At 62.0% G+C, this 24,324-nt stretch carries 20 protein-coding genes; 14 read left to right on the forward strand and 6 right to left on the reverse strand.

Annotated features, from left to right (window positions below; translation table 11 throughout):
- The first annotated feature begins 13 nt into the window (after positions 1 to 13).
- Complete coding sequence (gene rhlB / locus QCL51_RS20740) at positions 14 to 1,456, forward strand: ATP-dependent RNA helicase RhlB (RefSeq protein ID WP_084852054.1); 1,443 nt, start codon at positions 14 to 16, stop codon at positions 1,454 to 1,456.
- A 262-nt stretch (positions 1,457 to 1,718) separates the two neighbouring features.
- On the opposite strand, the gene moaE is transcribed toward rhlB, so the two are convergent.
- From moaE to QCL51_RS20765, 5 genes are all read right to left on the reverse strand, one after another.
- Positions 1,719 to 2,165, reverse strand: coding sequence for a molybdopterin synthase catalytic subunit MoaE (gene moaE / locus QCL51_RS20745; protein ID WP_010952421.1), 447 nt, complete (start codon positions 2,163 to 2,165; stop codon positions 1,719 to 1,721).
- Between the two features lie 2 nt (positions 2,166 to 2,167).
- The gene (gene moaD, locus QCL51_RS20750; RefSeq protein WP_003251777.1) at positions 2,168 to 2,413 is read right to left on the reverse strand and encodes a molybdopterin converting factor subunit 1; all 246 of its coding nucleotides are present in this window, start codon (positions 2,411 to 2,413) and stop codon (positions 2,168 to 2,170) included.
- A complete protein-coding gene (gene moaC / locus QCL51_RS20755; protein ID WP_003251775.1) occupies positions 2,413 to 2,883 on the reverse strand; it encodes a cyclic pyranopterin monophosphate synthase MoaC in 471 nt (156 codons plus the stop codon). The genes moaD and moaC overlap by 1 nt, the downstream gene beginning before the upstream one ends.
- 195 nt (positions 2,884 to 3,078) lie before the next feature.
- Complete coding sequence (locus QCL51_RS20760; protein WP_021784121.1) at positions 3,079 to 4,473, reverse strand: PhoH family protein; 1,395 nt, start codon at positions 4,471 to 4,473, stop codon at positions 3,079 to 3,081.
- Positions 4,474 to 4,754: 281 nt separating this feature from the next.
- Entirely contained in the window at positions 4,755 to 5,882 is a 1,128-nt protein-coding gene (locus tag QCL51_RS20765) for a polysaccharide deacetylase family protein (RefSeq protein ID WP_084852060.1), read from the reverse strand.
- Between the two features lie 137 nt (positions 5,883 to 6,019).
- Here QCL51_RS20765 and yaaA point away from each other — a divergent pair, with 137 nt between their 5' ends.
- The 13 genes from yaaA (at position 6,020) to QCL51_RS20830 (ending at position 23,807) form a co-directional block, all read left to right on the forward strand.
- The gene (gene yaaA, locus QCL51_RS20770) at positions 6,020 to 6,799 is read left to right on the forward strand and encodes a peroxide stress protein YaaA (RefSeq protein WP_021784119.1); all 780 of its coding nucleotides are present in this window, start codon (positions 6,020 to 6,022) and stop codon (positions 6,797 to 6,799) included.
- 799 nt (positions 6,800 to 7,598) lie between these two features.
- The gene (locus tag QCL51_RS20775; RefSeq protein WP_021784118.1) at positions 7,599 to 8,915 is read left to right on the forward strand and encodes a UDP-glucose/GDP-mannose dehydrogenase family protein; all 1,317 of its coding nucleotides are present in this window, start codon (positions 7,599 to 7,601) and stop codon (positions 8,913 to 8,915) included.
- A gap of 84 nt (positions 8,916 to 8,999) precedes the next feature.
- The gene (locus QCL51_RS20780) at positions 9,000 to 10,481 is read left to right on the forward strand and encodes a glycosyltransferase family 2 protein (protein WP_033730431.1); all 1,482 of its coding nucleotides are present in this window, start codon (positions 9,000 to 9,002) and stop codon (positions 10,479 to 10,481) included.
- Positions 10,482 to 10,518: 37 nt separating this feature from the next.
- Entirely contained in the window at positions 10,519 to 11,685 is a 1,167-nt protein-coding gene (locus tag QCL51_RS20785) for an alginate biosynthesis protein Alg44 (RefSeq protein ID WP_021784116.1), read from the forward strand.
- A gap of 88 nt (positions 11,686 to 11,773) precedes the next feature.
- A complete protein-coding gene (gene algK / locus QCL51_RS20790) occupies positions 11,774 to 13,219 on the forward strand; it encodes an alginate biosynthesis TPR repeat lipoprotein AlgK (protein WP_031322504.1) in 1,446 nt (481 codons plus the stop codon).
- Entirely contained in the window at positions 13,216 to 14,694 is a 1,479-nt protein-coding gene (locus QCL51_RS20795; RefSeq protein ID WP_101196237.1) for an alginate export family protein, read from the forward strand. The genes algK and QCL51_RS20795 overlap by 4 nt, the downstream gene beginning before the upstream one ends.
- Before the next feature lie 22 nt (positions 14,695 to 14,716).
- Positions 14,717 to 16,276, forward strand: coding sequence for a mannuronan 5-epimerase AlgG (gene algG / locus QCL51_RS20800; RefSeq protein ID WP_021784113.1), 1,560 nt, complete (start codon positions 14,717 to 14,719; stop codon positions 16,274 to 16,276).
- Between the two features lie 13 nt (positions 16,277 to 16,289).
- Entirely contained in the window at positions 16,290 to 17,729 is a 1,440-nt protein-coding gene (locus QCL51_RS20805; RefSeq protein ID WP_021784112.1) for an alginate O-acetyltransferase, read from the forward strand.
- A gap of 8 nt (positions 17,730 to 17,737) precedes the next feature.
- Positions 17,738 to 18,841, forward strand: a complete 1,104-nt coding sequence (locus QCL51_RS20810; RefSeq protein ID WP_021784111.1) for a mannuronate-specific alginate lyase — start codon at positions 17,738 to 17,740, stop codon at positions 18,839 to 18,841.
- Between the two features lie 181 nt (positions 18,842 to 19,022).
- Positions 19,023 to 20,480, forward strand: a complete 1,458-nt coding sequence (locus QCL51_RS20815) for an MBOAT family protein (protein WP_021784110.1) — start codon at positions 19,023 to 19,025, stop codon at positions 20,478 to 20,480.
- Between the two features lie 11 nt (positions 20,481 to 20,491).
- Positions 20,492 to 21,649 carry an alginate O-acetyltransferase gene (locus QCL51_RS20820; RefSeq protein ID WP_021784109.1) on the forward strand — a complete coding sequence of 386 codons (1,158 nt, stop codon included), beginning with the start codon at positions 20,492 to 20,494 and terminating at the stop codon, positions 21,647 to 21,649.
- 20 nt (positions 21,650 to 21,669) lie between these two features.
- Positions 21,670 to 22,317 carry an alginate O-acetyltransferase AlgF gene (locus tag QCL51_RS20825; RefSeq protein WP_021784108.1) on the forward strand — a complete coding sequence of 216 codons (648 nt, stop codon included), beginning with the start codon at positions 21,670 to 21,672 and terminating at the stop codon, positions 22,315 to 22,317.
- A 35-nt stretch (positions 22,318 to 22,352) separates the two neighbouring features.
- Positions 22,353 to 23,807, forward strand: a complete 1,455-nt coding sequence (locus QCL51_RS20830) for a mannose-1-phosphate guanylyltransferase/mannose-6-phosphate isomerase (RefSeq protein WP_028697479.1) — start codon at positions 22,353 to 22,355, stop codon at positions 23,805 to 23,807.
- Positions 23,808 to 23,846: 39 nt separating this feature from the next.
- Here QCL51_RS20830 and QCL51_RS20835 read toward each other — a convergent pair whose 3' ends face one another.
- On the reverse strand, positions 23,847 to 24,299 hold the full coding sequence (locus QCL51_RS20835; protein ID WP_021784106.1) for a hypothetical protein: 453 nt from the start codon (positions 24,297 to 24,299) through the stop codon (positions 23,847 to 23,849).
- Positions 24,300 to 24,324: the final 25 nt, after the last annotated feature.

The raw sequence follows: 24,324 nt of genomic DNA on the forward strand, positions 1-24,324 counted from the left end.
TGATGAGACGACCGTGCTCAAAGCACTCAGAAAAATATTCGGCAAGGGAGAGGCCGCGCCGCAAGCCGCCGCTCCTGCTGCCAGCGTGACGCCGGAAGCCCGGCCCGCGACAATACCGGCCGCAACACATGCCAACCCCGCTCCCAAGGCTGAGCCAGCTGCCGCCGCTACACCACCTGCCGACCAGCCGGCCAAGGACAAACCCCGTCGCGAACGCAAGCCCAAGCCACAGGCGAGCCTGTGGAAGCCCGAAGACTTCGTGGTCGAGCCACAGGAAGGCAAAACCCGCTTCCACGATTTCAAGCTGTCCAACGAGCTGATGCACGCCATCCACGACCTGGGCTTCCCGTACTGCACGCCGATCCAGGCGCAGGTCCTGGGTTACACCCTGCGTGGCCAGGACGCCATCGGCCGGGCCCAGACGGGTACCGGCAAGACAGCCGCCTTCCTGATCTCGATCATTTCCCAGTTGCAGCAGACGCCACCGCCTAAAGAGCGCTACATGGGCGAACCGCGCGCGCTGATCATTGCCCCCACCCGCGAGCTGGTGGTACAGATCGCCAAGGACGCCGCTGCCCTGACCAAGTACACCGGCCTGAACGTGATGAGCTTCGTCGGTGGCATGGACTTCGACAAACAGCTCAAAGCCCTGGAGGCGCGCCACTGCGATATCCTGGTGGCTACCCCGGGCCGCCTGCTGGACTTCAACCAGCGCGGCGAAGTGCACCTGGACATGGTCGAGGTGATGGTGCTTGACGAAGCCGACCGCATGCTCGACATGGGTTTCATCCCCCAGGTCCGCCAAATCATTCGTCAGACACCGCCGAAAAGCGAGCGCCAGACCCTGCTGTTCTCCGCCACCTTCACCGACGATGTGATGAACCTGGCCAAGCAGTGGACCACCAACCCGGCCATCGTCGAGATCGAGCCGGAGAACGTGGCCAGCGAAACGGTCGAGCAACACGTGTATGCGGTGGCCGGCAGCGACAAGTACAAACTGCTGTACAACCTGGTGACCCAGAACAAGTGGGAACGGGTGATGGTGTTCGCCAACCGCAAGGACGAAGTGCGGCGCATCGAGGAGAAGCTGGTACGCGACGGCATCAATGCCGCCCAGCTGTCGGGCGACGTGCCGCAGCACAAGCGCATCCGCACGCTGGAGAGCTTCCGCGAAGGGCGCATCACCGTGCTGGTGGCCACCGACGTGGCTGGGCGCGGGATCCATATCGATGGCATCAGCCACGTGATCAACTTCACCCTGCCGGAAGACCCTGACGATTACGTGCACCGCATTGGCCGTACCGGTCGTGCCGGCACCAGCGGTGTGTCGATCAGCTTTGCCGGTGAGGACGACTCGTATCAGTTGCCGGCGATCGAAGAGCTGCTGGGGCGCAAGATCAAGTGCGAGATGCCGCCGGATGAGCTGCTCAAGCCGGTGCCGCGCAAGCATCACTGACCTTCAGCAGGCTACATGCGCCCTGTAGAGGCGAGCTTGTGTCGCAAGCGGGCCGCGCAGCGGGCCCTGGGGTTCGGGCTTTGATGCGGAGATTGTCGGGGGCCGCTACGCGGCCCTTTCGCGACACAAGGCCCCCTGTAGGAGCGGGTTTACCCGCGAATACGGTAGTGGCGGCAACGGTGAACGGCGGGTGGAGATTGGCCAGCAGGCCCGGCCCTTTCGCGGGTAAACCCGCTCCTACAGGCGACCGGCGGCGCCTTGATTACCAGCGCCCCGCCGCATCCTGGTCACTCTGCCGCCCCTCCACCCACCTTGGCCCTTCCTGGGTATTCTCCTTCTTCCAGAACGGCGCCCGGGTTTTCAGGTAGTCCATGATGAAGTTGCAGGCATCGAACGCCGCCTGTCGATGGGCACTGGCTACCCCCACGAACACAATCGGTTCACCCGGCTCCAGCGCACCGATGCGGTGCAGCACCTCCACCTTCAACAGCGGCCAACGCTGCTCGGCCTCGACGACGATCTTGGCCAGGGCCTTTTCGGTCATGCCCGGATAGTGCTCGAGGAACATCCCCGCCACTTCGCGGCCATCGTTGAAATCCCGCACATAGCCGACAAAACCGACCACCGCGCCCACGCCCACATTGGCCGCATGCATGGCATTGGTCTCGGCCCCGGGGTCGAACGCGCCTTCCTGTACTCGCACAGCCATGTTCAGCCTCCGGTCACCGGCGGGAAGAACGCCACTTCATCGCCCTCTTCCAGCGGTTCATCGAGCTTGCACAGCTCTTCGTTGCGCGCGCACATCAGGTTCTGCTCGGCCAGCACTTCGTACTGCCCGCCCTTGGCTACCAAGGCCTGGCGCACATCATCAAGCACCTTGAACGCCCCCTCCACCCGCTCGGCATCCACGCCCAACAGTTCGCGGTAACGGGCGAAGTACATCACCTTGACCTTCATCACGCCTCCACCTTGTAATGGCCACTCTTGCCACCGAGTTTTTCCAGCAGGCGCACCTGCTCGATGACCATACCTTTATCCACAGCCTTGCACATGTCATAGATCGTCAGCGCGGCCACACTGGCGGCGGTCAGCGCCTCCATCTCCACGCCGGTCTGCCCGGCCAGCTTGCAGCGGGCGACGATGCGCACGGCATCCTGCCCCTCAGCGCTGAGCTCGACCTTGACGCTGGTGAGCATCAGCGGGTGGCACAGCGGAATCAGGTCGCTGGTTTTTTTCGCCGCCTGTATCCCGGCAATGCGCGCCACGGCGAACACGTCACCCTTGGGGTGTTCACCGTCGACGATCATCTGCAAGGTCTGCGGCAACATGCGCACCCGCGCCTCGGCGGTAGCCTCGCGCTCGGTCACGGCCTTTTCAGTGACGTCGACCATGTTGGCCCGCCCCTGGGAATCAAGATGTGTCAGCACTGCTCTGCTCCTGTGAAGGGAGTTCGCAGTGTAAACCTGTGGGTCAGGTTTGAGCAGAGATATGTGTCGCCAGGTTTGGCCTCTTCACGGGCACGCCCGCTCCTACAGGCGCTCCACGATCTCGATTCAAGTGGACATCCTGTGAGCGGGCGTTCCCGTGAAGAGGCCGGGCAGTAATCTGCCCGGCTACATGGTTTACAAATGCGACTCGGCGTACTCGGCCAGCACCGAGCGAGGCACGCCCTGCAGGGTGATGTGCACGCCATTTGGGAAGTCCTTGAAGCGCTCGGTCAGGTAGGTCAGCCCCGAGCTGGTCGCGGACAGGTAGGGGGTGTCGATCTGCGCGAGGTTGCCCAGGCAGACCACCTTGGACCCGGAGCCGGCACGGGTGATGATGGTTTTCATCTGGTGCGGCGTCAGGTTCTGGCACTCGTCAATCAGGATCAGGCTCTGCTGGAAGCTACGGCCACGGATGTAGTTCAGCGATTTGAACTGCAGCGGCACGCGCTCGAGGATGTATTCGACGCTGCCATGGGTGCTTTCGTCATCCATGTGCAAAGCTTCGAGGTTGTCGGTGATGGCGCCCAGCCACGGCTCCATCTTCTCTGCTTCGGTGCCCGGCAGGAAGCCAATCTCCTGGTCCAGCCCCTGCACGCTGCGGGTGGCGATGATGCGCCGGTAGCGCTTGCTGACCATGGTTTGCTCGATGGCCGCAGCCAGCGCCAGGATGGTTTTACCGGAGCCGGCGGCGCCGGTCAGGTTCACCAGGTGGATATCCGGGTCCAGCAGGGCGAACAGTGCCAGGCTTTGGTGAATGTCGCGTGGTTTCAGGCCCCAGGCTTCCTGATGCAGCAACGGTTCCTGGTGCAGGTCGAGCAGTAGCAGTTCGTCGTCACGGATGCCCTTGATCCATCCGACGAAGCCCTGCTCATCGATGATGAACTCGTTGACGTGCACGGCTGGCAGGTTGTCGATCATCTGCACCCGATGCCAGGTGCGGCCACGCTCCTGACGGGTATCGACCTTGCTCACGCGGTCCCAGAACGAGCCGGTGACCGAATGGTAGCCCTTGGACAAAAGGGACACGTCATCGACCAGTTGGTCGGTGCTGTAGTCCTCAGCCGCTATACCGCAAGCGCGCGCCTTCAGGCGCATGTTGATGTCTTTGGTGACCAGCACGACATCCAGGTCGGTGCGCCGGGCCCGAACTTCGAGCAACTGGTTGATGATGATGTTGTCGTTGAGGTTTTCCGGCAGCAGCTTGTTCGGCTCGTTGCGCGGGGTCATCAGGATGGACAGGAACCCCTTGGGGCCACTCTTGTTGCGCTGGATCGGCACGCCCTGCTCGACATCGCTGGGCGAAGCGTCACCGAGGGTCTGGTCTATCAGGCGGATGGCCTGGCGGCATTCGGCGGCGATACTCTGTTTGCCGGTCTTGAGCTTGTCGAGTTCCTCCAGCACCGTCATCGGGATGGCGACATGGTGCTCCTCGAAGTTCAGTAACGCGTTAGGGTCGTGAATCAGGACGTTGGTATCGAGCACATACAGGATTGGCTTGCTGGAGGAAGGGTTGCGTCCTTGGTCATCCATACTCGGTCACCTTATGTCGAAGCCACACGGCGTGGTCTGTTACGCCGCAGAGTGACTGCCGCTGTCCCCGTATCCGCGTTGTTACGGGCGGGAAGCGAACCTGGCCAGGTGAGCCCGGATGACGCCACCTGTGCTGCAGGAATCGGCTGTCTGGTTTCTTCATACCGCAAAAACCATGACCGAAAAAAGCACTTTTACGTATTTTTGAAGTTTATTTTTCCGATTGACGAAGAGGCCTTGGCGCCAGCGTCAGAGGGGACTACGCTCAAAAGTCATACCCTCTATTCGCGGTATCCGTATTCGCGGCAATCCTCCCAGCCGATACCACTTTGCGCGGTATTGCGCAGCAGCCATTCCACCGCCGGCTGCGCCTTGGGAAGGCTGTCATGAAACTGGATCACGCCCTTGCGCCACAACAGCATCAGGGTCAATACGCGCTGCGCGGACGCCTCTGCGCTCAATGCACCGTCATCCTGGGCATCGATGTCCCACAACGATACCCGCAACTGTTGGCGGGCCATGAACGCCTCGCCGTCAGCCCGGCGCTGGCCATAAGGTGGGCTGAACAGCGGTACATACTGCTCGGGCAGATCAGCCTGCACCCGCGCCTTGCTGCGCCGCAGCGAATCCTGCCAGTCGATCCACTGCGCATGGGAGCGGTATTCCCACCCCTGGATGCCCACGCACTGCCCGCCATAGAGCTGGCGCAAGGCGTGTACCGAGGCACCATCACGACGTTGCTGCAAACGGTTACCGAGTGTAAAGAACGTGCCTTCGAGCTTTTGCCGGCGCAGGTAATCGGTGAGTAGATCCGTACTGCCCCCCTCGGGGCCGGGCCCGCCGACAAAGGTCAGCAGAAACATGCGGTCGTTCAGTTCGTCACCCTTGCGCTCGCGCGAAGACAACCGCTCAATTTCACTGCTGGTCTGCGGCAGCAACGCCGCCTTGCGCAGTTGCTCGTCCAGGTAACGTACATGGAACTGGTGGCTAGGCTCGACCCAACCGGTATAGAACGCACCGACATCGGTGGCGAACGTTGCCGCTTGTGTGCGTAACTCCGCCATGGACGTAACCGGGTAGCAGAATGAGGCATCCTGCTCACAACTGCGCTGCGCCTGTTGATAACCCTCCCACAACCGCAGCCACATGCGCGCCCGAACCTGGCGCACCTTCTGCAGGTTGATCTGCCGCAGCCCCAGCCGGGCCGCCAGGGTCGCGTCATCCAGCAACTCACTTTCGTGCAGTACTTGGGCGAACGAAAGGATTTCCGCCCGAGAGGCCACATCGAACAGCGCCGGGCTGTCCAGCTGTTCGGGCCACAGGCTGCGGTCCAGGCTGACCTGGGGTGAAGGGGCGGCTTGCACGGCCAGGCTCAGCAGGCAGGCCAGCAAAGCAGAAGCAATGCGCACAGTGGAAGGCTCCGCAACGGCAAAACGCGAACTATAGCGCCTGCACCGACCATGGTCTGTGACTATCGTCGCCATAGTTTGGACTTGCACCGCCCACCCCGTAGAATCCTCGGCCAACGATGCCAGGAGCCGACCCGATGCTGACGGTGATTTCCCCCGCCAAGACCCTCGACTACGACACCCCGCCAGTGACCGAGCGTTTCACCCTGCCCCAGTACCTGGATGAATCCCAGGCCCTGATCCAGCAGTTGCGCGAACTGTCGCCGGCGCAGATCAGCGAGCTGATGCACCTGTCCGACAAGCTCGCCGGCTTGAATGCTGCGCGCTTTGGCAGCTGGACCCCAGACTTCACCCCGGCCAATGCCAAGCAGGCGCTGCTGGCGTTCAAGGGTGACGTGTACACCGGCCTCGATGCCGAGAGCCTGACTGAAGACGATTTCAGCTACGCTCAGGGCCACCTGCGCATGCTCTCGGGCCTTTATGGCCTGCTGCGCCCGCTCGACCTGATGCAGCCCTACCGCCTGGAGATGGGCACCAAGCTGGCCAACGCCCGCGGCAAGGACCTGTACGCCTTCTGGGGCACGCGCATCAGCGAATGGCTGAACCAGGCCCTGGCCGACCAACGCGATGACGTGCTGTTGAACCTGGCCAGTAACGAGTATTTCAGTGCAGTGAAACGCAGCGCCCTGAAGGCCCGGGTGATCAACGTCGACTTCAAGGACCAGAAAAACGGCCAGTACAAGATCATCAGCTTCTACGCCAAGAAAGCCCGCGGCATGATGAGCCGCTTCGTCATCCAGCAGCGCATCAGCACCCCGGAACAGCTCAAGCAGTTCGATGCTCAGGGTTACTACTACAGTGCCGAGCAGTCCAAGCCGGACCATTTGGTGTTCCTGCGCGATCACCCCGCGGAGTGAGGCTGCCACGCCCTCTTCGCGGCTAAAGCTGCGAAGAGGTCAGTTGCCGTGATCCCCTCTGCCCTGCAACAGGGCACGCTGCAAACCGCCATCACGCCACGAATTCGACGCCAAAAATTCGACGCGCATCCCTTTATCGCCAAACGCCATAAGACCGTTCATACCTTTTTTGACGAATTCTGAAAAAAAATTTCAGATGCTGGCATAAAAATATCTCGCAACAGTTACGTCCTTGATACACGGGGGTGAAACACCCGCGTGCTATCAATTTGAAATTGTCCGCAACTGAATAAATATTTAGAAATCTTTCATTCGAGTGAAACTGGCTCAGGAACTTCTGCCGAAGCCAATCGCTCATAGTGCCGTAACGATTTTCCTGCCTACGGGCTGTGAGAGATGACTTACAGATGACAGCGGCGGGTATCCACTGCCCGCCATGAGAAATTCGACAGGTATTACGGAAACCCCCGAAGACCTTGTCCATGCAGGAGAGACGCGCCCCTTAAAAATCGTCCTAGTGGTTGATTTCAAAGGATTTATCCACTTGAAAAAACAAGCACAGCAACGCGCCAAGTAGCGCATTGCAATAAAGACGGCTGCATTTCAGGGCACGTTTTTTAATTAATGGCTATCGAGTGCCAACTTTGAGTGCATAACTTTTTGCGCTCCGGATTTATTTTGCCTGCGCTCGGCGAAGTGTGCATTCGCCATGGATCCGTGCGCCCGAAAACTGTTGTTAATCAACCCAGCCCGGCTCTCTTCGGAGGTGTCGGCGTGATAAACACATGAGGTGATAGCGATGCGTATCAGCATCTTTGGTTTGGGTTATGTGGGTGCAGTCTGTGCAGGCTGCCTGACGGCGCGTGGCCATGAAGTGATCGGTGTGGACGTGTCCAGCACCAAGATCGACCTGATCAACCAGGGCAAGTCGCCCATCGTCGAACCTGGCCTGGAAGCACTGCTGCAACAGGGCATCGCCAATGGCCGCCTGCGCGGCACTACCGACTTCGCCGAAGCCATCCGCGCCAGCGACGTGTCGATGATCTGCGTGGGTACCCCCAGCAAGAAAAACGGCGACCTGGGCCTGGAGTACATCGAGTCGGTGTGCCGCGAAATCGGCTACGTGCTGCGTGACACCACCCGCCGTCACACCATCGTGGTGCGCAGCACCGTGCTGCCTGGCACCGTCAAGAACGTGGTCATCCCGATCCTCGAAGATTGCTCGGGCAAGAAGGCTGGCGTCGACTTCGGTGTGGCGGTCAACCCGGAATTCCTGCGTGAAAGCACCGCGATCAAGGACTACGACCAGCCACCGATGACGGTCATCGGCGAACTGGACAGCGCCAGCGGTGACATCCTCCAGGCCCTGTACGAAGAACTCGATGCCCCGGTGATCCGCAAGCCGATCGAGGTGGCCGAGATGATCAAGTACACCTGCAACGTATGGCACGCCACCAAGGTCACCTTCGCCAACGAAATCGGCAACATCGCCAAGGCCGTGGGCGTCGATGGCCGTGAAGTGATGGACGTGGTCTGCCAGGACAAGGTCCTCAACCTGTCCCAGTACTACATGCGCCCAGGCTTCGCCTTCGGTGGCTCGTGCCTGCCCAAGGACGTACGCGCCCTCACCTATCGCGCCGCCAGCCTCGATGTCCGAGCACCGCTGCTCGACTCGCTGATGCGCAGCAACGAATCGCAGGTGCAGAACGCCTTCGAGCTGATCGAAGCCCACGACAAGCGCAAGGTCGCCCTGCTGGGCCTGAGCTTCAAGGCCGGCACCGACGACCTGCGCGAAAGCCCGCTGGTGGAACTGGCCGAACGCTTGATCGGCAAGGGCTACCAGCTGGACATCTACGACGAGAACGTCCAGTACGCCCGCGTCCACGGCGCCAACAAGGACTACATCGAGTCGAAGATCCCCCATGTGTCGTCGCTGCTCAACGCCAACTTGCAGCAGGTGATCGACAACGCCGACATCATCGTCCTCGGCAACCGTGACGAGCAGTTCCGTGCGCTGGCCCTGCAAGCGCCAGCCGGCAAGCAGGTGATCGACCTGGTCGGGTTCATGAACAAACCGACCTGCACCACCAACCGTACCGAAGGCATCTGCTGGTAAGTGCCCGGCCGGGCAGCGATGAGGCACTCGACAAGAGCCGCCCCCTCGCTGCCCCCTTTCCCGAATTCTCGACGGATGCTGAACATGCAAAGGCTCCAGACAGTGCTGTTGCAGTGCGCCGGGTGGCTGCTCTACATGAGCCTGCTCATGCTGATCGCCCTGGCCCTGCCAGCTGATATCTTCGACTCGCAGTCGAAGCACTTCATCTTCCTGGTCGGCGCAGTCGGCATCTGGCGCTACTCCATGGGCGCCACCCATTTCATCCGCGGCATGATCTTCCTCTACGGCGTGTACCCGTACCTGCGCCGCAAGGTGCAGAAAATGGGCAATGCCACCGACCCGTCGCATGTCTACCTGATGGTCACCAGCTTCCGTATCGAAGCGCTGACCACCGCCCAGGTGTACAGCTCGGTGATTCGCGAGGCGATCAACTGTGGCTTCCCCACCACCGTGGTCTGCTCGCTGGTGGAAATGTCCGATGAACTGCTGGTGAAGAGCCTGTGGGCCAAGTACAACCCGCCGGCCCATGTGAAGCTGGACATCGTGCGAATCGCCGGCACCGGCAAGCGGGACGGCCTGGCCTACGGTTTCCGCGCCATCTCGCGCATGCTGCCGGACGAGAACGCCGTAGTGGCGGTGATCGACGGTGACACCGTGCTGGCCGACGGTGTGGTGCGCAAGACCGTACCCTGGTTCAAGTTGTTCCCCAATGTGGGCGGCCTGACCACCAATGAATTCTGCGAAGTGCGCGGCGGCTACATCATGAGCGAGTGGCACAAGCTGCGCTTCGCCCAGCGCCACATCAACATGTGCTCGATGGCCCTGTCCAAGCGCGTACTGACCATGACCGGGCGCATGTCGATGTTCCGCGCCAGCGTGGTGACCAACCCCGAGTTCATCGCCGACGTCGAAAGCGATTCGCTGATGCACTGGCGCCTGGGCCGCTTCAAGTTCCTTACCGGGGACGACAAATCCAGCTGGTTCAGCCTGATGCGCCTGGGCTACGACACCTTCTACGTGCCGGACGCCGCCATCAACACGGTCGAGCACCCGCCGGAAAAAAGTTTCCTCAAGGCCAGCCGCAAGCTGATGTACCGCTGGTACGGCAACAACCTGCGGCAGAACTCACGGGCACTGGGCCTTGGCCTGCGTCGCCTGGGCCTGTTCACCAGCATCGTGCTGTTCGACCAGCGCGTGTCGATGTGGACCAGCCTGCTGGGCCTGACCGTGGCGGTGATCGCCAGCCTCAAGTTCGGTATGGCCTTCCTGCTGGTGTACCTGCTGTGGATCGGCATTACCCGCCTGATCCTCACCATCATGCTGCTGTGCTCCGGCCACAGCGTAGGCCCGGCCTACCCGCTGATTCTCTATTACAACCAGATCATCGGCGCGCTGATGAAGATCTATGTGTTCTTCCGCCTCGACAAGCAGTCGTGGACGCGTCAGCCCACTGCCCTCAAGCGTGACCTCGCCAGCTTTCAACAATGGTTCAACACCTGGTCCTCGCGGACCATGACCTTCTCGGCTGCCAGCATCTTCGTTGCTGTGCTGTTCATGGTCGTGTGAGCCCAACCCGGATCGGATCTAACAGGAACAAACCACCATGAATACCGCCGTGAACGTCAATGTCGTGCATGAGTCCGAAGCCCAGCGCCAACACGCCCGGGTACGCATTCCCGCCAAGCTGCGGTTCCTGGACGCCCAGCGCCAGGTCCACGAAGTCAAGGTCGAAGACCTATCTGCCGGCGGCCTGAGCTTCCACGCCAAGCAACCGCAGTCGGTGGGCGATGTGCTGCGCGGGCGCCTGCAGTTCGTGGTCGACAACCTGGGCCTGTCCATCGACATCGAGTTCCAGGTGCGCTCGTACAACCCGGACAATGGCCGTATCGGTGCGCAGTTCCAGAACCTTGAGCCACGTGACATCGCCACGTTGCGGCACATCATCACCAGCCACCTGTCGGGTGAGCTGATCAGCATCGGCGACGTACTCAGCACCCTGCAGCGCGACAACTTCACCAAGGCGCGCAAGCAGAAGGATGGTGGGTCAGGCCTGAGCGCCTTCGGCCGCCTCAAGGCAGTCACCGTCACACTGGGCGTGTTCGTGGTCGGCGTTGCGGCCTTCGGCTTCGTCGCCAAATCGTTGTACGGCATGTACTTCGTCAGCCACGCCGAAGCCGGTGTGGTCGCAGTGCCGACCACCAACGTCACCATGCCGCGCGACGGTACCGTGAGCAGCCTGGTCGAAAGCGGTGGGCAGATCGTCAAGGGCGCGCCACTGGCCAGCTTCACCACCAGCATGCTGGACATGCTCAAGGGCAACCTTGAAGACGCACAGCTGGAGCCGGCAAAGATCGAGGAGCTGTTCGGCAAGCAGCTGTCCGGCACCCTCACCAGCCCCTGCGACTGCGTGGTCGCGCGCCAGTTGGTAGACGACGGCCAGTACGCAGCCAAGGGCCAGCCGATCTTCCAGCTGATCCCACGCACCACCAACCCGATGATCGAGGCGCGCTTCAGCTACCGCCAGTTCGACGAGGTCAAGCCGGGCACCCGGGTCAACTTCCAGGTGGCCGGCGAAGACGAAGTGCGCACCGGTCAGATCGTCAGCAGCACCAGCCTCAACAGCGAAGACCTGTCCTCCGACATCCGCGTGCAGATCAAGCCGGACAGCAGCCTGCCCGCCGAACTGGCAGGCCGCCCGGCGTCGGTCAACAGCGACCGTGGCCCGTCGCTGAACTGGCTGATCGACAAAGCCGTGGCCCGTGGCCTGTGAGGGACGGACGATGATCTCTGATACCAACACCTATCCTGTGGGAGCGGGCATACCCGCGAAGAGGCCAGCAGGGACAGCATCGTCGGCCATGCCAATTCGCGGGCTTGCCCGCTCCCACAGGGTCCGCGTGAACCTGGGATTGTGTGCACTGGCCGCCGCCATCACTTTGGCCGGCTGTGCCGGCCTGCCCGACCAGCGCCTGGCCAACGAGGCCCTGAAGCGCGGTGACACGGCATTGGCAGAGCGCAACTACAAGGCGCTGGCCGACCTGGGCTACAGCGAAGCGCAAGTCGGCCTTGCGGACATCAAGGTGGCCACCCGCGACCCATCGCAAATCAAGGAAGCCGAGGCCACCTATCGCGCTGCGGCCGCCACGTCGCCACGCGCCCAGGCGCGCCTTGGCCGCTTGCTGGTGGCCAAGCCTGACAGCACCCAGGCCGAACGTGAGGAAGCTGAAACCCTGCTCAAGCAGGCCGCGAAACAGGGCCAAAGCAATACCCTGATTCCGCTGGCAATGCTCTACCTCAGCTACCCGCAGAGTTTCCCCAAGGTCAACGCGCAGCAGCAGATCGACCAGTGGCGCGCCGCCGGCAACCCGGAAGCAGGCCTGGCCCAGGTGTTGCTGTACCGTACCCAGGGCACCTACGACCAGCACCTGGGCGAGGTGGAGAAAATCTGCAAGGCCGCGCTGAACACCACCGACATCTGCTACGTCGAACTGGCCACTGTGTACCAGATGCGTGGCCAGGCCGACCAGCAAGCCGCCCTGCTCGGCCAGCTGAAATCCGCCTATGCCCGTGGCGCCGTACCGGCCACCCGGGTCGACAGCGTGGCCCGGGTGTTGGCTGATCGCAGCCTCGGCCAGACCGACGAAAAAACCGCCAAGGACCTGCTCGAGCAAGTAGCCCCGGCCAACCCGGCGTCCTGGGTCAGCCTGGCACAGCTGGTATACGACTTCCCCGAACTGGGCGACACCGACCAGTTGATGGCCTACATCGACAAAGGCCGCGCAGCTGAACAGCCACGCGCCGAACTGCTGCTGGGCCGTCTGTACTACGAAGGCAAAACCCTGCCTGCCGACGCTCACAAAGCCGAGCAGCACCTGCAAGCCGCTGCCGAAGCCGGTGAGATCAGCGCCCATTACTACCTGGGCCAGCTTTACCGCCGCGGCTACTTGGGCAACGTCGAGCCGCAGAAGGCCGTCGACCACCTGCTGGCCTCCGCCCGTGGCGGGCAGAACAGCGCCGATTATGCCCTGGCCCAGCTATTCAGCGAGGGCCATGGCATCCGCCCGCAACCGGGCAACGCCTGGGTGTTTGCCCAGCTGTCGCAGGCCAACCCGACGCCGCAATCAGCGGAACTGCTGCAGAAGCTTGACCAGCAACTGACACCTGACGAGCGCAACCAGGCCCAGCAACTGCTGGACCAGGAAAAGCGTGCACGCGGCAGCATGGCGCAGGGCGCGAATAGCACCCTGGCCCTCGAAGCCCTGCAAGACGACGAAAAAGAAGTAGACGGTGAGGACTCGCTATGACGCTCAACCCCTTCGTGAAAGCCGGTATCGGTCTGAGCTTCGCCCTGCTGTGGTCCTGCCCGACCCTGGCGGAAATGACCGCCGAGAAAAACTTCGGCCTGGACGTGAAAATCACCGGGCAATCGGAAGACGATCGAGACCTGGGCACCCGCTCTGGCGGTGATGTCAACGGCCTGGGCCTGGATCTGCGCCCATGGGTGTACGGCGAGCGCGGAAACTGGAGCGCCTACGCCATGGGCCAGGCGGTCGCTGCGACCGACACCATCGAAACCGACACCTTGCGCCAGAACGGCGACGGCACCAGCACTGAAACCGGCGACGACAGCCGTCAACCAGGCAAAAGCTACCTGGCCATGCGCGAGTTCTGGATCGGCTACAGCGGTCTCACCGCCTACCCCGGCGAGCAACTGCGCTTCGGTCGCCAGCGCCTGCGCAGCGACGATGGCATGTGGCGCGATACCAACATCGAAGCGCTGAACTGGACCTTCGACACCACCCTGCTCAAGGCCGACCTGGGCGTGGCCCAGCGCTTCAGCGAATACCGCACCGACCTCACCGAGCTGGCCCCGGAAGACAAGGACCGCACCCACCTCTACGGCAACGTCGCCACTCAGTGGACGCCTGGCCACTGGGTCGGCGTGCGGGCACACCATACGCACGACAACGGCAGCCTGAAGAACCCCGGCGAAACCGTCGACGCCCTGGACAAGACCCGTACCGGCGACCTCACCTGGCTGGGCCTTGAGGCAAACAGCGACGCCTACAACTGGCGCAACGACCACACCGTGAATTACTGGGGCAGCGTCACCTGGCTGACCGGTGACCGCGACAAGCTGAGCACCCAGCAGGTGGGTGACGACCAGGTCGCCACCGGCAAGCAGAGCGGTGACATCAACGCCTGGGCAACCGACCTCGGTATCCGCCTGCGCCTGGACCCGCAATGGCAGGTCGGCGCGGCCTATGCCCGTGGTAGCGGTGGTGGTGGCGATGACGGCTCGAACAACTTCGAGCAGACCGGCCTGGAGAGCAACCGCTCCAATTTCACCGGCACCCGCTCGCGCGTGCACCGCTTCGGCGAAGCGTTCCGCGGCGAACTGGGCAACCTGCAGGCAGCCACCCTGTTCGCTTCGTGGCAGCTGCGCGACGACTACGACGCGAGCCTGATCTACCACAAGTTCTGGCGGGTCGACGGTAACCAGAACATCGGCTCCAGCGGCATCAACGCGGTGGTCGACGACAACGGCGTGAACCGTCAGCTGGTCGACGGCGAGAAGGACCTTGGCCAGGAAATGGACGTGGTCGTGACCAAGTACTTCAAGCAAGGCCTGCTACCGGCTTCGATGAGCCAGGCAATCGACGAGCCGTCAGCCCTGGTGCGCCTGCGTGCCGGTGTATTCAAGCCGGGCGACGCCTACGGCAAGGAAGCGGACTCTTACATGCACCGCGCCTTCGTCGACGTCATCTGGCGCTTCTGAGGCCGGTAGGGGACTGACCGTGATGAACCTTCACCCGCACTTACGTCACAGCCTGTTGGCCAGTGCCTTGCTGCTGGCAAGCGGCCTGGCCACTGCCGCAGAGCCCCAGGTGATCGCCAAGGAGCTGCAGCAGGCCAAGACCTACACGGTGGCCAGCGCACCGATCGAGCCACTGCAGATGGACCCGCCAAAGCTGCCCGACCTTACCGGTTTCACGGCCGAGGCGGTGCAGAAGAAAATCGACCGCCGCCACAAGGGCAGGGTCAGCCTGCGCCGTATGTTCCAGGAGGACACCCTCAAGGAGTTCGTCGGCGGCGACAACAAGGCCGCCGAGTGGGTGCAGCGCCAGCACGGCATCCCGCAGGCCATCTTCATCGATGACGGCCATGTCGACCTGACCGAGTTGAGCAAGAAGGTGCCCAAACAGTACTTCAGCGAAGTCGAGCCTGGGGTTTACCTGGCTCGCCTGCCGATCGTGGTCGGGCAAAAGGGCATCCTCGAGATCGACGGCAAGGTCAAACAGCTGCGCCTGTCCCAGGAGGGCGGCGCATTTCTGGTCAATGACGGCAAGCTGTTCGTAACCGACACCCAGGTGACCGGCTGGCGGGAAAAGGACAATGGCCCGGCGACCTTCCGCTCGCCCAAGGAGTTCCGCCCGTTCCTGCTGTCGTGGGGCGGTACCGAGACCTACATCGTCAACACGAAGATGGCCAGCTTCGGCTACGCCAAGTCCAAGTCGTATGGCGTTAGCATCTCGCAGTACACGCCGAACATGGCCAAGCGCATGGGCCGCCCGGAACCCACCGGCTGGATCATCGGTTCTGAGTTCAGCGACATGTGGTACGGCTTCTACTGCTACGAAACGCAGGACTTCGTGGTCAAGGACAGCACCTACCGCGACAACATCGTCTATGGCATCGACCCACACGACCGTTCGCACCGCCTGATCATCGCCGGCAACACCGTGTACGGCACCAAGAAGAAGCACGGCATCATCGTCTCGCGTGAGGTCAACGACAGCTGGATCATCAACAACAAGAGCTACGACAACAAGCTCTCGGGCGTGGTGATCGACCGTAACAGCGTCAACAACCTGGTGGCCTACAACGAGATCTACCGCAACCACACCGACGGCATCACCCTGTACGAAAGCGGCGACAATCTGATCTGGGGCAACAAGCTGGTCAACAACCGCCGCCACGGCATCCGCGTGCGTAACAGCGTGAACATCCGCCTGTACGAAAACATCGCCATGGCCAACGGCCTGGTTGGCGTATACGGCCACATCAAGGACCTGTCCGACACCGACCGCGACATCGCCCTCGACCCGTTCGACACCAAGGTGTCGCTGATCGTGGTGGGTGGCGAGCTGTCGGCCAACGGCTCCGGCCCGCTGTCGATCGACTCGCCGCTGTCGGTCGAGCTGTACAAGGTGTCCATGCTCGCCCCGCGCAAGGCCAGCGGCATCAGCCTCAATGGTGTGCTGGGCGAGCGCCAGGACGAAATCCTCGACTTGCTGGTACGCCAGCAGAAGGCTGTGCTGATCGACCCGGTCGAACGCCAGACCGAAATGATCGATTAAGGAAGCCCAGACCATGACTCCACACCTGATGAAACTGCTGGGCCTGTCCGCCGCCCTTCTGGCAATCAGCCAAGGCGTACGCGCCGAAGACGTCAAGGCCCCGACCTTCAAAGCCGAGCCCTGCTGCCAGTTGTGCCCTGAAGCGCACGATGCCAGCCGCTACACCACCCGCTATCAGCAAAATTTCACCACGCTGGTGCAGGCACAGGGCGACTGGCTGTTCCGGACTCGCGAAGACCTGCGCACCGAGTTCAATACCACCCCGGCCGGCTACAAACGCCTGCAACAAGTGCACGACGCGTTCAAGAAGCGTGGTGTGGAACTGGTGGTGGTGTACCAGCCGACCCGTGGCCTGGTGAACCGCAACATGCTCAACCCGGCCGAAAAAGCTGCCTTCGACTATCAGAAGGCCCTGGGTAACTACCAGGCCATGCTCAAGCGCTTCGCCAGCATGGGCTACAACGTGCCCGACCTGTCACCACTGACCAACGAGCAACTGGCCGCCGCCGACCAGGGCAAGGATTTCTACTTCCGTGGCGACCAGCACTGGACGCCGTACGGTGCCGAGCGCGCGGCGAAGATCGTGGCCGACACCGTGCACAAGATGCCAGCCTTCGAAGGCATCCCGCGCAAGGAATTCGAGACGAAGAAGTCCGGGCGCATGGGCAAGACCGGCACCCTGCACAACGTTGCCGGCCAACTGTGCGGTACCAGCTACGCCGTCCAGTACATGGACCAGTTCGCCACCGAGCCGAAAGGCTCGAGCGGCGGCGACGACCTGTTCGGTGACAGCGGCAACGCGCAGATCACCCTGGTCGGTACCAGCCACAGTGGCAAGAACTACAACTTCTCGGGTTTCCTCGAGCAATACATTGGCGCCGACGTGCTCAACGTCGCCTTCCCAGGCGGTGGCCTGGAAGGCTCGATGATCGAGTACCTGGGCAGCGAGGAATTCCAGAAGAACCCGCCGAAGATCCTCATCTGGGAATTCTCCCCGCTGTACCGCCTGAACCAGGAAACCATCTGGCGGCAAATCCTTGGCCTGCTCGACGACGGCTGCGACGACCGCCCAGCCCTGATGAGCGCCAGCACCACCCTCAAGCCGGGCAAGAACGAGCTGATGGTCAACGGCAAGGGCGGCGTGATCAAAGACCTGATCAACCGCGACCTGCAGATGGACGTCAAGTTCGAAGACCCCTCGGTGAAGGTGTTGCAGGCCACCCTGTGGTACCTCAACGGCCGTCACGAGGACATCAAGCTGGAAAAGCCTGAAACCTCCGACACCGACGGCCGCTTCGTCTTCCAGATGCGCGAAGACGAGGACTGGGCCAGTCAGCGCCTGCTGGCGTTCGAGGTACAGGGGCCGGAAAGCGGCACCCAGAAGGTCGAGGCCAAGCTCTGCAAACGCAACAACTTCGCCGTGCCTGCGCAAACCGCGCAGGCCGGCCAGTGAGGCGACCCATGACCATCATCAAGCGTATTTCCAGCCCCGCCCTGCTCGCGTTGGCCTTGTTTGGCGGTGCCGCGCACGCCGCGCTGGTACCGCCGCAGGGTTACTACGAGGGGATCGAAAAACTCAAGACCGGCGATGGCAATTTCCGCTGCGAAGCGGCGCCCAAGCCATACACCGGTGCGCTGCAGTTTCGCAGCAAGTACGAAGGCTCGGACAAGGCACGGGCAACGCTCAACGTGGCCTCGGAAAAAGCCTTCCGCAAGTCGACCGAAGACATCACCACGCTTGAGAAAGGCGTGAGCAAGATGGTCGGCCAGTACATGCGCGACGGCCGCCCGGCGCAACTCGACTGCACCCTGACGTGGCTGGGCACCTGGGCACGCGCCGGTGCATTGCTGTCCACCGACTACAACCATACCGGCAAGTCGATGCGCAAATGGGCGCTGGGCAGCATGAGCGGTTCGTGGCTGCGCCTGAAATTCTCCAACTCGCAGCCGCTGGCCGCACACCAGGCCGAGGCCGACCTGATCGAAAAATGGCTTACCCGCCTGGCCGAGCAGACTGTGCGTGACTGGAGCAACCTGCCGCTGGAGAAGATCAACAACCACAGCTACTGGGCGGCCTGGTCGGTCATGGCTACCGCCGTCGCCACCGACCGGCGCGACCTGTTCGACTGGGCCGTGAAGGAATACAAGGTGGGCGCCAACCAGGTGGATGACCAGGGCTTCCTGCCCAACGAAATCAAGCGCAAGCAGCGCGCGCTGGCCTATCACAACTACGCCTTGCCGCCGCTGGCGATGATTGCCAGCTTCGCCCAGGCCAATGGCGTCGACCTGCGCGCCGAGAACAACTTCGCCTTGCAGCGCCTGGGTGAAGGCGTGCTGGCCGGCGCCCGCGATCCCAGCCACTTCAAGGCGCGCGCGGGCAAGAAACAGGACATGACCGACCTCAAGGTCGACAGCAAGTATTCCTGGCTCGAGCCCTGGTGTGCGCTGTACCACTGCGTTGGCGACACACTTGAGCGCAAGCACGACATGCAGCCGTTCAACAGCTTCCGGCTGGGCGGCGACCTGACCCGGGTCTACGACCCGAGTGCAGAGCGTAAAAAGTAACACCATCCCTGTAGGAGCGGGTTTACCCGCGAAGAGGCCGGCACAGGGCACCGCAGATGGCAGGCCCGGCCCTTTCGCGGGTGAACCCGCTCCTACAGGGGACTAGGTATCTCCCACCTTTTTGTGGGGGGTTTGGGGGGCGCTTTGCCCTGGATGCTGTGAACAAATTAGGAGAACCGGGATGGTCTTCTCGTCCAACGTGTTCCTGTTCCTGTTCTTGCCGATCTTCCTCGGCCTGTACTACTTGAGCGGGCAACGTTATCGCAACCTGCTGCTGCTGATCGCCAGCTACATCTTCTATGCCTGGTGGCGGGTGGATTTTTTGGCACTGTTCGCCGGGGTCACCCTGTGGAACTACTGGATCGGCCTGAAAGTCGGTGCCGCCGGTGTGCGCACCAAGCCGGCACAGCGCTGGCTGCTGCTCGGCGTGGGTGTCGACCTGGCGATCCTCGGCTACTTCAAGTACGCCAACTTCGGCGTCGACAGCCTGAACGCGATCATGACCTCGTTTGGCCTGGAGCCATTCATTCTGACCCACGTGCTGCTGCCGATCGGTATCTCGTTCTACATCTTCGAGTCGATCAGCTACATCATCGACGTATACCGCGGCGACACCCCAGCTACCCGCAACCTGATCGACTTCGCAGCCTTCGTGGCGATCTTCCCGCACCTGATCGCAGGCCCCGTGCTGCGTTTCAAGGACCTGGTCGACCAGTTCAACAACCGTACCCACACCCTGGACAAGTTTTCCGAAGGCTGCACCCGTTTCATGCAGGGCTTCATCAAGAAAGTGTTCATCGCCGACACCCTGGCCGTGGTCGCCGATCACTGCTTCGCCCTGCAAAACCCCACCACCGGCGATGCCTGGCTGGGCGCCCTGGCCTACACCGCGCAGCTGTACTTCGACTTCAGCGGCTACAGCGACATGGCTATCGGCCTGGGCCTGATGATGGGCTTCCGTTTCATGGAAAACTTCAAGCAGCCCTATATCAGCCAGTCGATCACCGAGTTCTGGCGGCGCTGGCATATCAGCCTGTCGACCTGGCTGCGCGACTACCTGTACATCACCTTGGGCGGCAACCGCAAAGGCACCTTCAATACCTACCGCAACCTGTTCCTGACCATGCTGCTGGGCGGCCTGTGGCACGGTGCGAACTTCACCTACATCATCTGGGGCGCGTGGCACGGCATGTGGCTGGCCATCGAGCGCGCGCTGGGCATCGACACCAACCCGCAGCGCTTCAACCCAGTGAAGTGGGCCTTCACCTTCCTGTTGGTGGTGGTCGGCTGGGTGATCTTCCGCGCCGAAAACCTGCATGTGGCCGCCCGCATGTACGGCGCCATGTTCAGCTTCGGCGACTGGCAGCTGTCGGAGCTCAACCGTGCCCAGCTCACCGGTCTGCAGGTGGCCACCCTGGTCATCGCCTACCTCACCCTGGCGTTCTTCGGCCTGCGTGACTTCTACCGCAATGCCAGACCGACGCCCACGGCGCCCCCGGTGCAGGTCAACGCTGACGGCTCGATAGGCCTGGACTGGACCCGGGTGATGACCCGCGCACTGATCCTGCTGCTGTTCGTCGCCTCGATCCTCAAGCTTTCGGCACAAAGCTACTCGCCGTTCCTTTACTTCCAGTTCTGAGGTTGATGACCATGACCCGGACATTACGCATCACCTACTCCCTGTCGTTCCTCGGCCTGCTGGTCGGCATGGGCGCCTGGTCCACCGGTGGCCTGCAGAATTTCCAGCGCACCGAGCAGATGACCCTGCTCAACGGCAAGCTGGCCAAAGCCGCCGAGACCCACTACGACGCCGAATTCCCGATCAAGCGCCTGGGCACCAACCTGTGGGCGGCAATGGACTTCAAGCTGTTCAACGAAGGCCGCCCGGGGGTGGTACTGGGCCGCGACCAGTGGTTGTTCAGCGACGAAGAGTTCAAGCCCACCGCCGGTGCCGAGCAATTGATGCAGGAAAACCTGGCCCTGATCCGTGGCGTACGCGACACCCTGCAGCAACACGGTAGCCAGCTGGTGCTGGCGATCGTGCCGGCCAAGGCGCGGGTCTACGCCGAGTACCTGGGCAAAGAGCAGCCTGCCAGCCTGCATGACGACCTGTATAACCAGTTCCATGCCCAGGCACGCCAGGCCAACGTGTTCGCACCGGACCTGATGGCACCGATGGAGCAGGCCAAGGCCCGTGGCCAGGTGTTCCTGCGTACCGATACCCACTGGACGCCTATGGGTGCCGAAGTGGCGGCGCAAACACTGGCCGAAGCGGTCAGCCGCCAGAGCCTGCTCAACGGCGCCCCACAAGCCTTCATCACCGAAGCCGGCAACACCGCCCCCTACAAAGGCGACCTGACCAACTTCCTGCCACTGGACCCGTTGTTCAGCAACCTGCTGCCGACCCCGGACAACCTGCAGCAACGCACCACTCGCCCAGTCGACACCGAGGGTGACGCCGGCGACGCGTTGTTCGCCGACAAGCAGATCCCGGTTGCACTGGTAGGCACCAGCTACAGCGCCAACCCGCACTGGAACTTCCTCGGCGCGCTGCAGCAGGCCCTGCGCAGTGACGTCGCCAACTACGCCGAAGACGGCCATGGCCCACTGCTGCCGATGCTCAAGTACCTGCAAAGCGATGCCTTCAAAAACGCCGCACCACAAGTGGTGGTGTGGGAATTCCCCGAACGTTATCTGCCAATGAAAAACGACCTCAGCAGCTTCGATCCGCAGTGGATCGCGCAGCTGAAAAACTCCCGTAAATCCGAACAAAACCTGGCCTTGTCGTCCACCCGGACAGACCACTGACTGATAGAGAGGAAACGCACATGACTACCAAGACTTCCATTGCCAAAGCCCTCACCCTCGCGGCCGGCCTTTCCCTTGCCTCGATGCAGGCCTTTGCCGGTGCCGACGCCGCGCTTTATGGCCCTAGCGCGCCGAAAGGCTCGACCTTCGTACGCCTGTACAACGCCACCAGTGCACCGGCCGCAGCATCGGTCGGCAACACCCAGATCAAACAGGTTGGTGCCCAGGCCAGCAGCGACTTCAGCTTCCTGCCAGGTGGCGACTACACCGCCCAGGTCGGCGGCAAGAGCGTGCCGGTCAAGCTGGCCTCGGACAAGTACTACACGCTGGTCAACAGCAACAACGGCAACCCGAAACTGATCGAAGAACCACCGTTCAAGAACAAGCAGAAAGCTCTGGTGCGCGTACAGAACCTGAGCGACCAGCAACTGACCCTGAAAACCGCAGACGGCAAGACCGAAGTGGTCAAACCAGTGGCCGCCAACGGCCGTGGCGAACGTGAAATCAACCCGGTCAAAGTCAACCTGGCGCTGTACCAAGGAGACAAGAAAGTGGGTGACGTAAAACCCGTCGCCCTGGAGCGCGGCGAAGCCGCAGTGCTGTACGTAACGGGTTCCGGCAACGCCTTGTCGCCGGTGTGGGTAACTCGCCCCGTGGCTAGCAACTGATTCCCCTGCCTCTCAACGACTATTGGAGAAACATGATGATCCCGGTAATTCTTTCTGGTGGTAGCGGTTCCCGTCTGTGGCCTCTGTCGCGCAAACAGTTCCCCAAACAGTTCCTGGCCCTGACCGGTGAACACACGCTGTTCCAGCAAACCATCGAGCGCCTTGTATTCGAGGGCATGGACACCCCGATCGTGGTCTGTAACAAGGACCACAAGTTCATCGTCCAGGAGCAGCTGGCCGCACTGAAGCTGGAAACCCAGGGCATCCTCATGGAACCGTTCGGCCGCAACACCGCGCCGGCCGTGGCCATGGCTGCCATGAAGCTGGTCAACGAAGGCCGCGACGAGCTGATGCTAGTGCTGCCTGCCGATCATGTGATCGATGACCAGAAGGCCCTGCAACGTGCACTGGCCTTGGCCACCGTGGCCGCCGAGCGTGGCGAGATGGTGCTGTTCGGCGTGCCGGCGACCAAGCCGGAAACCGGCTATGGCTACATCCGCTCCAGCCAGGACGCGCTGCTGCCCGAGGGCGTGGCGCGGGTTGCGCAGTTCGTCGAGAAGCCCGATGAAAAACGCGCCGCCGAGTTCGTCCAGGCCGGTGGCTATTTCTGGAACAGCGGCATGTTCCTGTTCCGCGCCAGCCGCTTCCTTGAGGAACTGAAAAAGCACGATGTCGACATCTACGACACTTGCGTGCTGGCCCTGGAGCGTAGCGAGGAAGACGGCGATGTGCTGAGCATCGACGAAGCCACCTTCGCCTGCTGCCCGGACAACTCCATCGACTACGCGGTAATGGAAAAGACCCAGCGTGCCTGCGTGGTGCCGATGTCGGCCGGCTGGAGCGACGTCGGCTGCTGGTCGTCGCTGTGGGAAGTGCACGAGAAAGACGACAACGGCAACGTCACCAAAGGCGACGTGGTGGTGCAAGACAGCCACAACTGCATGATCCACGGCAACGGCAAACTGGTGTCGGTGATCGGCCTGGAGAACATCGTGGTGGTCGAGACCAAGGATGCCATGATGATTGCCCACAAGGACAAGGTCCAAGGCGTCAAGCAGATGGTCAAGACCCTCGACGAACAGGGCCGCACGGAAACCCAGAACCACCTGGAAGTGTATCGCCCGTGGGGCTCGTACGACTCGGTGGACATGGGCGGCCGCTTCCAGGTCAAGCACATCACCGTCAAGCCGGGCGCCAGCCTGTCGCTGCAGATGCACCATCACCGCGCCGAGCACTGGATCGTGGTGTCCGGTACCGCCGAGGTGACCTGCGACGAGAATGTGTTCCTGCTGACCGAAAACCAGTCGACCTATATCCCGATCGCTTCGGTGCACCGTTTGCGTAACCCGGGCAAGATCCCGCTGGAGATCATCGAAGTGCAGTCCGGCAGCTACCTGGGCGAAGATGACATCGAACGCTTCGAGGATGTGTACGGGCGCACCTCCACCCCCATCGAGCGCGGCGTTTCGGTGAAGACCATCGCGCAGTAAATGCTGACTCGCCCCTGGGTTGACCAGGGGCGAGCCTGCTCATTCAAGGGTCGGAGCTATGACGTAGATGTCGAACGGGCCACCCACCACCCTGAAAGGTCGCTGCAAATCATCCTCCCCTTCAAATTCGAAGGATTCTGCCCTGATGCTTGTGGCGGTCTTCTCAAGTTTCCGGATATGCCCGGATTTCGCATAGCCGCCATAGGTTGTGCCGCGCTTGTGGACAAGTGCCCGGTTCGCCTCATCATCGATAACGACATCCCGCACGCCCCCTTGCAATGCCAGGTCGAAGTCGATGTAGACGTCCGCATCGTCGGCCTGCCCCTTGTACGCATACAACCACGCTGATTGTTCAGCGTTCCCGTAGTCCACGCCCTCTGAAACGAAATCCTCCCTTTGACCCGCCAGGCTGATGACTGCCGTCACTTTGCCCTTGGCAGGCGCTTTTTTCATTTCTTGCACAGGCTTTTGCTCAATCGCTGTCTGACTCATGGCCTTGCTCCTTCTGAATAGGCAT

This window comes from Pseudomonas sp. LTR0 (assembly GCF_036630035.1).
Classification (GTDB): Bacteria; Pseudomonadota; Gammaproteobacteria; order Pseudomonadales; family Pseudomonadaceae; genus Aquipseudomonas; species Aquipseudomonas putida_Y.

Bases quoted from the DNA above. Each gene is read 5' to 3' on its own strand.
- QCL51_RS20785 (WP_021784116.1), top strand. From the start codon at position 10,519: ATGAATACCGCCGTGAACGTCAATGTCGTGCATGAGTCCGAAGCCCAG.
- algG (WP_021784113.1), top strand. From the start codon at position 14,717: ATGAACCTTCACCCGCACTTACGTCACAGCCTGTTGGCCAGTGCCTTG.
- QCL51_RS20805 (WP_021784112.1), top strand. From the start codon at position 16,290: ATGACTCCACACCTGATGAAACTGCTGGGCCTGTCCGCCGCCCTTCTG.
- moaE (WP_010952421.1), bottom strand. From the start codon at position 2,165: ATGGCTGTGCGAGTACAGGAAGGCGCGTTCGACCCCGGGGCCGAGACC.
- QCL51_RS20825 (WP_021784108.1), top strand. From the start codon at position 21,670: ATGACTACCAAGACTTCCATTGCCAAAGCCCTCACCCTCGCGGCCGGC.
- moaD (WP_003251777.1), bottom strand. From the start codon at position 2,413: ATGAAGGTCAAGGTGATGTACTTCGCCCGTTACCGCGAACTGTTGGGC.
- QCL51_RS20820 (WP_021784109.1), top strand. From the start codon at position 20,492: ATGACCCGGACATTACGCATCACCTACTCCCTGTCGTTCCTCGGCCTG.
- QCL51_RS20760 (WP_021784121.1), bottom strand. From the start codon at position 4,473: ATGGATGACCAAGGACGCAACCCTTCCTCCAGCAAGCCAATCCTGTAT.
- QCL51_RS20775 (WP_021784118.1), top strand. From the start codon at position 7,599: ATGCGTATCAGCATCTTTGGTTTGGGTTATGTGGGTGCAGTCTGTGCA.
- QCL51_RS20780 (WP_033730431.1), top strand. From the start codon at position 9,000: ATGCAAAGGCTCCAGACAGTGCTGTTGCAGTGCGCCGGGTGGCTGCTC.
- QCL51_RS20835 (WP_021784106.1), bottom strand. From the start codon at position 24,299: ATGAGTCAGACAGCGATTGAGCAAAAGCCTGTGCAAGAAATGAAAAAA.
- QCL51_RS20795 (WP_101196237.1), top strand. From the start codon at position 13,216: ATGACGCTCAACCCCTTCGTGAAAGCCGGTATCGGTCTGAGCTTCGCC.
- algK (WP_031322504.1), top strand. From the start codon at position 11,774: ATGCCAATTCGCGGGCTTGCCCGCTCCCACAGGGTCCGCGTGAACCTG.
- QCL51_RS20830 (WP_028697479.1), top strand. From the start codon at position 22,353: ATGATCCCGGTAATTCTTTCTGGTGGTAGCGGTTCCCGTCTGTGGCCT.
- QCL51_RS20815 (WP_021784110.1), top strand. From the start codon at position 19,023: ATGGTCTTCTCGTCCAACGTGTTCCTGTTCCTGTTCTTGCCGATCTTC.
- QCL51_RS20810 (WP_021784111.1), top strand. From the start codon at position 17,738: ATGACCATCATCAAGCGTATTTCCAGCCCCGCCCTGCTCGCGTTGGCC.
- yaaA (WP_021784119.1), top strand. From the start codon at position 6,020: ATGCTGACGGTGATTTCCCCCGCCAAGACCCTCGACTACGACACCCCG.